Below are 11,914 nucleotides of genomic sequence, written 5' to 3' on the forward strand. Positions count from 1 at the left end.
ATGTAAGGAAAGGAGTAGATCGATGAGCAGTATTTTCCCTGAACATTTCCTGTGGGGCGGCGCTATCGCCGCCAATCAGGTCGAAGGTGCCTATCTGGATGATGGAAAAGGGCTTTCCACGTCTGATTTGCAGCCCCAGGGCATTTTTGGCGATATCAAGGCGCGTCATTCCGGGGATTTTTCCCTTAAGGATGTCGCAATCGATTTTTATCACCGCTATCCGCAGGATATTGCGTTGTTTGCGGAAATGGGTTTTTCCTGCCTGCGTGTGTCCATCGCCTGGACACGTATTTTCCCACAGGGGGATGAAACACAACCCAATGAGGCGGGACTGGCCTTTTATGATCGTCTGTTCGACGAGCTAGCCAGATACGGTATTCAGCCGCTGGTGACGCTATCGCATTATGAAATGCCTTACGGTCTGGTGCAGAACCACGGCGGCTGGGGCAACCGCCAGACCATTGACTGTTTTGAACGCTATGCGCGTACTGTTTTTCAACGTTATCAGCACAAGGTGAAACTGTGGCTGACGTTCAATGAAATCAATATGTCCCTGCATGAGCCCTTTACCGGTGTCGGACTGGCGCGGGGCAGTGAGCTGCCGGCCATTTATCAGGCGATTCACCATCAGCTGGTCGCCAGCGCCCGGGCGGTTAAGGCGTGTCACGATATTATCCCCGATGCCCGTATCGGCAACATGATGCTGGGCGCATTGCTCTATCCGTTGACCTGTAAACCGCAGGATGTCATGGAAAGCCTGCATCAGAACCGGGAATGGCTGTTTTTCGGCGATGTTCAGGTGCGGGGCGCTTATCCTGCATATATGCGTCGTTTTTTCAAAGAAAAAACATCACGCTGGATATTACCGAGCAGGATCGTCTTGATTTGCAATCGACCGTTGATTTCATCTCTTTCAGCTATTACATGACGGGGTGCGTTAGCGCCGATGAAGCCGAAGTGGAAAAAGCGCGCGCCAATATATTAAACATGGTACCGAACCCTTATTTAGAAAGTTCGGAGTGGGGATGGCAAATCGATCCGGAAGGATTACGGTATTTATTAAATTTCCTGTATGACCGTTACCAAAAACCATTATTTATTGTCGAGAATGGTCTTGGCGCCAGAGATAATATTGAAGCGGACGGTTCAATTAATGATGACTATCGCATTAAATACCTGAATGATCATCTGGTGCAGGTCGGCGAAGCGATTGAGGATGGCGTCGATGTATTGGGATATACCTGTTGGGGGCCGATAGACCTGGTCAGCGCATCCAAAGCGGAAATATCGAAGCGCTATGGGTTTATCTATGTTGATCGTGACGATCAGGGTAATGGTAGTTTGGAGCGGAAGCGGAAGAAAAGCTTTTTCTGGTATCAATCGGTTATTTCCAGTAAAGGTGACATGCTCAAAAAATAATAGTTAAAAGTAACTTTACTCTGCGGGTGATGATTATCCGCAGGGTAGCGTTTGCCCGAAAAATACCAATGAGTGTGATGTCCATTTTTATTGCGGGTCAATTTCCACATAATAGGGAAGGTCATTATGAAAATAAAAAAGAGTTATCTGCTGATATTAAGCCTGTTGTATCCGGTCTCCTATTCGGCGTTGTCTGCCCCCATGTCGGTAGAGGAGCGTCTGGCTGCGCTGGAAAAAGATCTTCAGGATACGAAGCTTGAATTACAGCGATATAAAGAGCAGGAGAAAAAAAATAATAAAAATATCGTACTGGTGAGAGATAAATCGGCTGAAAGCGGTACGGCGGCGAAAACAGCCTCAACCGCTGCGGCGAAAACCGACAATGGCGCATCTGCGCCCGGAACGGCGGCGGCAGGCTTATCACCCACGCAATCCATGACGCTGCATGAACTGAGTCAGTATGTTAAAGAGGATATCGGTTTTACCTATTCCGGCTATTTCCGCTCAGGATGGGCAACGGGGACGAAAGGCGCGCCGAAATCCTGGGCTATTGGCTCGCTGGGTCGGTTCGGCAATGAACACACCAGTTGGTATGACCTGATACTGAAACAGCGGGTGTACAACAAAGACGGTAAAACGGCGTATGGCGTCATCAAACTGGACGGCAACGTGGGGCAGTCGTACTCCGGCGCCTGGTTCGGCGAAGACAGCAGCAATGAAAATAAACTGCAGTTCTCGGATATTTACCTGACGACCAAAGGGTTCCTGCCATTTGCGCCCGAAGCGGATTTCTGGGTGGGCAAACATGCCCTGCCGGTGTACGAAATCCAGATGCTGGACTGGAAGAGCAATAGAACCGACGCCGCGGCGGGCGTTGGGATCGAGAACCTGAAGGCGGGCATCGGCTCGGTGGATATCGCTCTGACGCGCGAAGATCTGGATGTTTACAACCGTGACCTGACCAAATACCAGACGCTGAACACCAATGCGGTGGAGGCCCGTTATAAAGGGATCCCGTTATGGAACGGCGCTAGCCTGATGGTGCTTGGCAAGTACGCCATGGCCAACAAGAACGACACCCAGAAAAATAACGAGAGCAGCAATAACTATTTCCCGCTGAAGGATTCGTGGCTGGGTGGCGTGGTTCTGCGTCAGGCATTGCCGAACAACGGGTTCAACGAGTTCACCGCGCAGATGGCGAATAACTCCATCGCCAGCAGTTTGGCGCGTTATGCGGGATCGAGCCCGTTTGTGGCGGTCAATGGTCGGTATTATGGCGATCATTCGGGGGGAACGGCGTTGCGCCTGATTTCACAAGGGGAAATGTACCTGCGCCCTGATGTGATTATGGCCAGCGCGCTGGTGTATATCCGTGGTCAGGATGTGTATAGCTATGATACCGGTGCGCACACCGACTTTGACAGCATGCGTGCGGTGGTTCGTCCGGCGTATATCTGGGATAACTATAACCAGACCGGGGTTGAGACCGGCTATTTCACCCAAAGCAATAAGAACCAATCCGGTAAATACTTCACCGAGTCTGGTTATAAGACCACGTTGTTCCACACCCTCAAGGTGGATACCAGCATGTTTAACTCTCGTCCGGAAATCCGTTTCTACGGGACTTATCTCCGGGTGCTGGATAACGATTTGGATCAATTCACTTTTGCGGACAGTAAGAAAAACCAGTTCACCGTGGGCGTACAGGCGGAAGTCTGGTGGTAATGCCGTGTGGCCGTGTTGAACGATAAGCACATACTTACCCTGTTTAACGTGTTAAGAGGTTGTAACGATGAGAACGAGAAAAACCTGTCTGTACCTGTTGATCTCAAGCTTGAGCCTGCTGGCGCCGATGATGGCGAATGCCTTACCGAGCGGTATCCCGGCATTTCCACGGATGGATGTAGCGACCCGTGACTATGTTTCGCAGGTCAACCCAGACCACAGCATTACCTTCCGTTTGTTTGCGCCGGAGGCCAAATCGGTCAGCGTCATCACTGGCGCCACGCCGGAAAGCTGGGTGGTTCATCCTATGAGCAAGAACGCGCTGGGTGTGTGGTCTTTTAGCAGTGCGCCGATGAAGCCCAACCTGTATGAATATTTCTTCAATGTGGATGGTTTTCGCAGCGGTGATACCGGCAGCGCGCTGCCCAAGCCGCAGCGTCAGGTCAACACCAGCATGATTCTGGTACCGGGCAGTCTGCTGGACATTCGCCCGGTGCCGCACGGCGATCTGCGCACCGTTACTTATCATTCCAGTACGCTGAAAGCGGAACGTCAGCTCTATGTCTGGACGCCGCCGGGATACAGCGATAAAGACAGCAAACCGTTACCGGTGCTCTATTTCTATCATGGGTTTGGCGATACCGGGAGTTCTGCGGTGGCGCAGGGACGGATCCCGCAGATCATGGATAACTTGCTGGCGGAGAAAAAAATCGCCCCCATGCTGGTGGTGATCCCCGATACGGAAACCGAAGTCGCGGATGCCGTCGCGGAGGATTTCCCACCCCAGGAACGGCGTAAAACCTTCTACCCGCGTAATGCGGCGGCGGCCGATCGGGAGTTGATTCACGACATCATCCCGCTGATCAGTCAGCGCTACAACGTAAGGCATGACGCCAACGGTCGCGCATTGGCCGGGTTGTCTCAGGGCGGGTATCAGGCGCTGGTCTCCGGTATGAGCCATCTGGATCATTTCGGTTGGCTGGCGACGTTTAGCGGCGTTACTACCGAGACGGTTCCCAACGCACTGGTCTCTGCTCAGTTGGCGAAAGCACAGCAGGTTAATCAGCAACTGCGCAACTTCACTGTGGCTGTCGGCGAAAAAGATTCCGTTACCGGAAAAGACATTGCCGGCCTGAAGAAACTGCTGGAACAGCAGGGTGTCAGGTTTGATTACACGCAGTACCCCGGTTTGGGACATGAAATGGATGTCTGGCGCCCGGCATACGCCGAGTTTGTGCAGAAGATTTTCAAATAACGGAAACATCCCCGGGTGATGGCCAGTCGTGCTGCCGACAACAACGTGGACGATGGCTTTGCCGTGGTTCACACCCGGTGATGCGATGATCGTAAGAGGGCTGATCGCTGCGCACGATGCGCTGACAGCCCTCATGGTGCAGCGCGTCGCTTGTCTTCGACGATGGCCTGCTCCGCGCCTGTCGGCACATTGACGAGTGGGCGATACACTGCGCGCCGGCAGACGCGACGGCGGCATCAACCACAACCACAACCACAACCACAACCACAACCACAACCACAACCACAACGTCGAACCCCTTGTGTCTCTTCGCTGCCGCCGCCCGCGGCGCTCAACGTTGCCGCCGCGGCGTTGCCTTTCACCCCCGTTACCGTAGTCAACCCCTCGGGATTCACTGACTTGCCGTGTGACAAGGTGTCTAATCGGCCTTGCCTTAAAAGGCTAGCGTCTGGCGTTATTCAGTACATAATCCGGTTGTTCTATAATTTCAAGCAATAAAAACATAATAAAAACAATATGTTGAAGTGAATAATTCCACATTACCGCACGGACAAAAATAACTTATTCATAAATCACATTAACTTGACATAGTACCAATATAAAAAACTTTTTTTTGCTTATGTCCGGATAAGTTTTCTTTCTGTTTGATATTTTCTCTTATTTATTGAAACTTAATTTTTTTGTTTTACATTTTTTAGCGCTTTGTATTTTTATGAAAAAATGGAGGATAGAATAAATACATTATAACTGTTAATGTTTTTCCCGCACGACACGTTGGGTTTTACCAAAAGGATTTTATTTATTCCTAAACTCAGGAAGAGGTGACAGAGTGTTAGTTCTGACAGAATGCACGGGTAATGATATTGGTGCATATCGCAATATTTTTGTTGAAGAATATCGAAATGATCTCATCAAAAATCATCATCTCGAACAGTCGGAAGCTCATAAAAAAGCGATTGATACTTTTAATTCCTCATTTTCGGATAATCATCCAGAGCAAAATAACTCTCTTCTACGAATCACCAAAGATCTAAAGGGTGAACCCTGTCATGTTGGTTATATATGGCTGCTTTACTCCCCCAGGGAGCAGTCAGTGTTTATTATGGATTTCTATATTTCTCAAGAATATCGTAATAAAAAGATAGGCTATGAATCTATGTGCTATTTGATATCCATGCTCGAATGTTCAAATGTGACTACGATAAAACTACGTGTTGAGCCTGATAATCAGATGGCAATCGGGTTATACAAGAAAGCAGGTTTTGATATTACCGGTATAAATATGGTTCACAAAATAACCCCAAAGGTTGGAGAGAATGAGATATCAAACAGCTGAGAATGTTAATGATGGTCACGCTTTTTTAGAGATTAACGATTTCATCAAAAACAATAGTGTTCATGTTAAAATAGAAAACATGAATCCCGGAGGCTCGATAAAAATAAAAACGGCTATAGCACTAATAAATGCGGCAGAAAAAAACCTCGGATTAAAAGAGAAAAAAAACGTTATTGAATCCAGTTCAGGCAATTTGGGTATTGCATTAAGTATTATCTGTGCTGCAAGACAGTATAAATTTACATGCGTTGCCGATAAAAACACGCTGCCTCATACCATCAAAGTAATGAAAGCCTATGGTGCCGAAGTTATTGTCATCGATAAACCTGATCCTGAAAGAGGGTATCTGGGCGGCAGGCTCAATTATATCAGGAAAAGATTGATATCAGATAATAGCCTGGTGTGGACCAATCAATATGAAAGTCTTGCTAATAGAGACGCGCACGCAAACCTGACGGCCAGAGAGTTATTGAATGAATTTCCGAACATTGACTATCTTTTTATTGCAGCGGGAACTGCAGGTACATTGATGGGATGTGTGAAAACCATCACGGAGGAATCTCCAGCAACAAAAATTATTGCTGTTGATACTAAGGGCTCCGTTATTTTTGGCACCCCGCCGGCACCCCGTTATATTCCTGGTATGGGCGCCAGCGTTCCCCCGCCATTATTCGACAGTAAGGATTTGTTCGACATGGTTCAGGTATCTGAAATAGATACCGTGCAGACCTGCCGGTCGGTTGCCCGGCGCTACGGTTTTCTCGCGGGCGGATCAACCGGAACCGTACTGACTGCGATTCAGGAGTATAGCCATAAAATCCCGGCGGGTTCGGTGGTTGTTATGATTAGCCCGGACGGCGGAGAACGCTACATCGATACCATCTATTCCGATGAATGGTGTCAACAAAAAGGCTTGTTGTCGCTAAACGAATTATCCCGTTGTGATGCCTTTTCAGGAGCAATTGCTGAATGAATAATTTGAAGTTTGATGTAGTCTCTGGTGAAACCATTACCGCACTCCTTGCCGATTCTTACCGTGAAATTATGCGGATTGTCCGGGAAACTTATTTACTCCATGAAGAAGGCATAACCAATAATCCTGACAGTTATTTCCTGCGGTTTAATGATAAACCGGAAGCCAGAATTATCGCATTGCCGGCAGCGAGACGAGGTGTTGATGCGGTGGCGGGAATAAAATGGATTGCCAGCTACCCTAAGAATTTAGAAAAAAATATACAGCGTGCATCTGCAATCATTGCTTTGAATGATTATGAAACCGGGTATCCTTTTGCATTACTGGAAGCATCACAAATCAGTGCATTCCGTACCGCAGCATCGGCTGTTCTCGCTGCGAATACGCTGAAAAACGATCGCAAGGTTGCCAGAAAAATAGCATTTATTGGTACTGGCGTTATTGCCAGAAAGATCGCTGATTTTTTTCGTGCAGAACATTGGCGTATCGATCAGGTTGTTGCTCATGATATTACCTTGCCGGATGCTGAGAAATTTGCACGCTATATCACTGGCGCTCATGGATATCAGGCTACGGCGGTCAATAGCCTGACGGCTGCCATGGATGAGGCAGAGATTATTGTCTTGGCTACCAATGCTGGCACACCGTATATCACGGCGCCTGATGCAATAAAAAATAATCAAATAGTATTAAATATTTCACTGAGGGATATTGGCCCTGAGATTATTTTGCGTTCAGTGAATGTTTTCGATGATGTAGAACATTGCATGAAAGCGAATACATCACCCCATCTGGCAGAGCAAATCAGCGGCGGGCGGGATTTTGTCGACGGTACCCTGGCTGGATTAATGAATAGCAAATTTCAATTGCGAGAAAATCGGCCAATAATTTTCTCGCCTTTTGGTCTCGGTGTGCTGGATTTGGCTGTTGCAGCTTATTTACATCAACGGGCAACGCATGAAGGACTGTGCCATTCCATTCCGGGGTTCTTCCCTGATATGGCGAGATAAACGCGATTGCCGCCTGAATATTAAGTTTGGGAATGAGCTATATCATCATTAATTGAGAGCAACATGAAGCGCTGTCCTGTATTACTACGAGTTGTGGTCTTTATTTTATTGCCCGCGATTGCCATTTGCTTTTTGAGTTATCTCTATTTTCTTCGCAGTCTACCTGCTGTCGAAAATTTTACGCTTGCAGGGCAAGGTTATCATGATGTTGCAGTAAAAAGAGATCGTAATGGCGTGGTTTATCTCTCATCCGATGATGACAATAGCATCTATTTTGCGATGGGGTATGTTCAGGCGCAGGATCGTTTGTGGCAACTGACCTTGCAGCAACGCATTGTTCAGGGACGATTAAGTGAGATGCTCGGCGAGAAAGGGATGAAGAGTGACATTTTCATCAGAACGTTGGGGATTTATCGTGCGGCCCAGCAGGCATGGACGCGGCTGGATCGACCAGCTCAGGATTCGCTGGTCGCCTATGCGGCAGGCGTCAATCAGGCGATGAAGCAACAACGAACCTTGCCTCCGGAATTTATTTTGCTGGGAATGAAGCCGGAAGCGTGGACGCCTATTGATTCTCTGGCGTGGGTCAAAATGTTTGCCCTCGATCTGGGGGGCAACATGTTCAAGGAAATACAGTATGAGATGGCCGCGGAAAGCCTGAGCCACGAGCAGCTTAGGTTGCTTTTCCCGGCCTATGTCTCTGCGCCGCCGGATCGTGTCGCCAACCTTGATCCTACGAGAAACACTGCGCTGCTGGGTGTTAACGGCATCAAGCCGTTATTGCCGTATTTTGGTACGGGGGGAACCGGGGTCGGCAGTAATGCCTGGGTGGTATCGGGTGCGCATACTCAGACAGGATATCCGCTGATGGCGAATGACCCGCATTTGGGATTGCAGCAGCCTTCGCCGTGGTATGTCGTGTCGCAAAACGGCGCGAAATTGCACACTCAGGGCATGAGCCTGATAGGCATCCCACTCGTTATTTTCGGCAGCAACCAACATATTGCCTGGGGCGGAACGGCTCTCACCGCCGATGTGGAGGATTTGTATGCCGAAACCGTCAAACCGGGCGAGCCTTCCCGCTATAAAGCGGACAACCAGTGGCTGCCGTTTAGCCAGAGGGTGGAGTCGATTCGGGTGCGTAGCGGTATTCCCGATAGGCTCTATCCGCCGCTGAAAGACGTTACGCTAACCGTGCAGGAAACGCGCCACGGCCCGGTAGTCAGCGCGCTGTTCCCCAATGTTCGCCAGACGCTGTCCCTGAGATGGACGGCGTTGGATCCTGATGACACCAGCTATATGGCCTTCATGGGGATCAATTATGCCCATGACTGGCCGTCGTTTCAGTCGGCGGTGCGGCTGTTGGTGGCGCCTGCGCTCAATCTCCTGTATGCCGATACGCAAAATAATATTGGGATGGTGAGCGCCGGGGCGATTCCGATGCGGGGCGCTGGTTATGGTGAGCTGCCGTTGCCGGGCGAGAACAGCGGTAATGACTGGAAAGGTTATATTCCGTTTAACGAACTGCCGGTGAGTTGGAATCCGGATTCAGGTTTTATTGTGTCCGCCAACAATGAGGTGACTCATCCGGCATACCCGCATTTTATTTCTCACGATTGGGCGCCGCCGACACGTAAAGACCGCATTGTCGAGCTGCTTGGCGACAGGATCGTTAAATCGGGAAACCGGATAACGAGCGAAGATATGATCGCCATCCAACGGGATACGCTGGATCGAAATATCGCCGCCTTTCGTCACGCGGTGGTGAAGAAAACGCACCCGGCCAGCGAACGTCAGCGGATGGCGATAGAGACATTGGCCGCGTGGGATGGCGATATGAACCGGGAAAGCGTCGCGGCCACGCTGATTGTCAGTTGGGCGCGGCATCTGCGCATGAATATGGTCGTGGATGCGTGGCCTAAATCCTGGGGCGACGATGAAAAGAATGCGTTGATGAGTGAACTGGGCACCTATATTCCGCTGTCTTCGCTGGTCAAAATGCTTGAGCGCGATAATGACGCCTGCCAGGAATTTGGCCGACAAGCGTCATGGCATCATTGCCAGGATGTCCTGGTGAAATCCCTCGATCAGGCGCTTGATGAGTTGGGCAGAATGCGGGGCGATAATATGGATCGCTGGCAATGGGGCCATCTGCATTCCAGCTATTATGAACATAGCCTGTTTAGCACCGTTCGGTTTCTCGACAATATTTTTAGCACCCGAATCGATAATGGCGGCTCGCCGGATGCCATTAATGTGGCTGATATGAATTTTGATTTATCAAAAGGCTATGACCAAAAATTGGGCGCCAGCTTCAGAATGATTATCGACGTTAAACCAGAAAAAATAAGCACGCAATATATCAACTCAACGGGACAATCCGGAAATATCATGAGCGAACATTACCGGGATATGGTGAAACCGTTCAATACATTCACGTTTTTTGAAATTAGAGATAATTTCACCAGTGGCGTGAATCAATAAGGGGCTGTCTGTGGGATTATTCAGGAGTTTCAGCCATAGTGCTCCCAATCGGGTATTACTGTCGGTGTTTTTCGGTGTGTTGGCGGGGGTGATATATGCGTTGTTAATCCCGCTGACATTGAGCGGGTTACATGCGTTGCCGCCGTCACTCAGCGTTATTGATGAAAAGACAATTTCCGTATTAGGCGTGGCCGTTTCCAATTATCGTCTCGCATTCCTGTTCGCGATGTCGATTGCCTTGATTCTGTGTTTTACCTCGATATCGGAAATTCTTCTTATTCATGTCGGTATTGATTTCGCCAGAACGTTGCGTAAGGATATTTATCACAAAATCAGCCTGTTAAGCATTGTCGATCTTGAACGGCTCGGGCTGGCAAGGATTACCACCCTCTTAACGACCGATGTGATGCAGGTGATTCAGGGCGCCAAGACAATTCCGACGATCGTTATCAGTATGGTGACGGTGATGGGCATGATGTTTTATCTGTATGTCGTCAACAATGAAATTGTCTTTTTTATTATGAAGGCCATAGCCTTTGGTGTATTGACTTATCAGATACCCATTTATTTTTCCCGGCATTATCTGGTGAAAACACGCAATCAGGTTGATGAACTACGCAACTTTAATATTGCTTTGGTTCGAGGCGCTAAGGAGTTAAAGCTTGATCGCGCCAAGCGTGGTTATTTTCATCAAAATATATTGAATGCCGTCGAAGATAATATCGCCCGTAATGAAAAGAAAGGCCAAACTATATTGGCGATTGCGGTGAACTATGGCGATTTGCTCAGCTTTTTTGTGATTGGGTTTACCATGTTTATATTTGGTAATTATCATGCGATCACGGTACAGGAGCAGATCGCTGTCATCATGACATTGCTGTATATCACTGCGCCTATCAGCGTCATTATAAATAATGTCCACAACGTGACTCTCGCTGCTATTTCCATGAAGAAGATAAAGGAGATTATCAGCGTGATGCCTGCCGAATCTACGATCGGCAGCGATGGAACGCTGATGCCCTGGCAGGAAATGACCTTCAGCGATGTGGCGTATAAATATGTGGCGCACGATCAGGATGCCGTGTTTAGCGTCGGCCCGGTCAATTTCACGCTGCGGCGCGGGGAACTGGTGTATATCGTCGGCGGCAACGGGTGCGGCAAATCTACGTTGGCAAAACTGATTACCCAGCACTATTTACCCAGCCAGGGGCTGATCACGGTGGACGGGCAGGCTGTCGATGACAGCAATCGTGACGCGGTCAGGCAGCATATTGGGTGTATTTATTCCGACTATCATCTTTTTGATTCACTACTGATTGCGTCGGATAAGAGTGGCCTTGAGATCGACGGCTATTTAAAGAGCCTGGGGCTTTCCCATAAGGTCAGTATTGAGTCAGGCGTATTTTCGACGACATCACTCTCAGACGGCCAAAGAAAGAGATTGGCATTACTCACGGTGTTGCTCGATAACAAGGATATTTATCTTTTTGATGAATGGGCCGCCGATCAGGATCCGGAATTCAAGCGCATATTTTATGAAAAAATTCTGCCAGAAATGAAGCAGCGCGGAAAAACGGTCGTCGTCATTACCCATGACGATCACTATTTTCATCTGGCGGATCGTGTTTTCAGAATGGACTCGGGAATGATGACGCCACTGAGATAGTGGCGTTATGAACGCACATTATTATTTTTCGTTGGTATCACTTTAT

8 protein-coding genes and 1 pseudogene are annotated in these 11,914 nt (G+C 48.7%); 8 read left to right on the forward strand and 1 reads right to left on the reverse strand.

Annotated elements, in window-relative coordinates:
* Window positions 1-22 precede the first annotated feature (22 nt).
* From DPA2511_RS21360 to DPA2511_RS08595, 3 genes and pseudogenes are all read left to right on the forward strand, one after another.
* Window positions 23-1,419: pseudogene (locus DPA2511_RS21360) on the forward strand (glycoside hydrolase family 1 protein).
* A 126-nt stretch (window positions 1,420-1,545) separates the two neighbouring features.
* Window positions 1,546-3,144 carry a carbohydrate porin gene (locus DPA2511_RS08590; RefSeq protein ID WP_012765283.1) on the forward strand — a complete coding sequence of 533 codons (1,599 nt, stop codon included), beginning with the start codon at window positions 1,546-1,548 and terminating at the stop codon, window positions 3,142-3,144.
* Between the two features lie 67 nt (window positions 3,145-3,211).
* Window positions 3,212-4,399 carry an alpha/beta hydrolase-fold protein gene (locus DPA2511_RS08595; RefSeq protein ID WP_012765284.1) on the forward strand — a complete coding sequence of 396 codons (1,188 nt, stop codon included), beginning with the start codon at window positions 3,212-3,214 and terminating at the stop codon, window positions 4,397-4,399.
* 236 nt (window positions 4,400-4,635) lie between these two features.
* Here the strand turns inward: DPA2511_RS08595 and DPA2511_RS23410 are convergent, their stop codons facing one another.
* The gene (locus tag DPA2511_RS23410) at window positions 4,636-4,794 is read right to left on the reverse strand and encodes a hypothetical protein (protein ID WP_153247089.1); all 159 of its coding nucleotides are present in this window, start codon (window positions 4,792-4,794) and stop codon (window positions 4,636-4,638) included.
* A 434-nt stretch (window positions 4,795-5,228) separates the two neighbouring features.
* Here DPA2511_RS23410 and DPA2511_RS08600 point away from each other — a divergent pair, with 434 nt between their 5' ends.
* The 5 genes from DPA2511_RS08600 (at window position 5,229) to DPA2511_RS21365 (ending at window position 11,868) form a co-directional block, all read left to right on the forward strand.
* A complete protein-coding gene (locus DPA2511_RS08600) occupies window positions 5,229-5,735 on the forward strand; it encodes a GNAT family N-acetyltransferase (protein ID WP_012765285.1) in 507 nt (168 codons plus the stop codon).
* Entirely contained in the window at window positions 5,716-6,708 is a 993-nt protein-coding gene (gene sbnA / locus DPA2511_RS08605) for a 2,3-diaminopropionate biosynthesis protein SbnA (protein ID WP_012765286.1), read from the forward strand. Before DPA2511_RS08600 ends, sbnA begins: the two co-directional genes overlap by 20 nt.
* Entirely contained in the window at window positions 6,705-7,718 is a 1,014-nt protein-coding gene (sbnB, locus tag DPA2511_RS08610; protein ID WP_012765287.1) for a 2,3-diaminopropionate biosynthesis protein SbnB, read from the forward strand. Before sbnA ends, sbnB begins: the two co-directional genes overlap by 4 nt.
* 63 nt (window positions 7,719-7,781) lie before the next feature.
* Window positions 7,782-10,202 (forward strand): penicillin acylase family protein, encoded by a 2,421-nt coding sequence (locus DPA2511_RS08615; protein ID WP_012765288.1) that lies wholly within the window; start codon window positions 7,782-7,784, stop codon window positions 10,200-10,202.
* Window positions 10,203-10,428: 226 nt separating this feature from the next.
* The gene (locus DPA2511_RS21365) at window positions 10,429-11,868 is read left to right on the forward strand and encodes a cyclic peptide export ABC transporter (protein WP_226376650.1); all 1,440 of its coding nucleotides are present in this window, start codon (window positions 10,429-10,431) and stop codon (window positions 11,866-11,868) included.
* Window positions 11,869-11,914 lie beyond the last annotated feature (46 nt).

Origin of the sequence: Musicola paradisiaca NCPPB 2511 (assembly GCF_000400505.1) — a bacterium.
Lineage (GTDB): Bacteria > Pseudomonadota > Gammaproteobacteria > Enterobacterales > Enterobacteriaceae > Musicola > Musicola paradisiaca.

What these genes read in the sequence shown, in the direction of transcription:
- DPA2511_RS08590 (WP_012765283.1), top strand. Translation starts at nt 1,546, where the DNA reads ATGAAAATAAAAAAGAGTTATCTGCTGATATTAAGCCTGTTGTATCCG.
- DPA2511_RS08595 (WP_012765284.1), top strand. Translation starts at nt 3,212, where the DNA reads ATGAGAACGAGAAAAACCTGTCTGTACCTGTTGATCTCAAGCTTGAGC.
- sbnA (WP_012765286.1), top strand. Translation starts at nt 5,716, where the DNA reads ATGAGATATCAAACAGCTGAGAATGTTAATGATGGTCACGCTTTTTTA.
- sbnB (WP_012765287.1), top strand. Translation starts at nt 6,705, where the DNA reads ATGAATAATTTGAAGTTTGATGTAGTCTCTGGTGAAACCATTACCGCA.
- DPA2511_RS08615 (WP_012765288.1), top strand. Translation starts at nt 7,782, where the DNA reads ATGAAGCGCTGTCCTGTATTACTACGAGTTGTGGTCTTTATTTTATTG.
- DPA2511_RS21365 (WP_226376650.1), top strand. Translation starts at nt 10,429, where the DNA reads ATGTCGATTGCCTTGATTCTGTGTTTTACCTCGATATCGGAAATTCTT.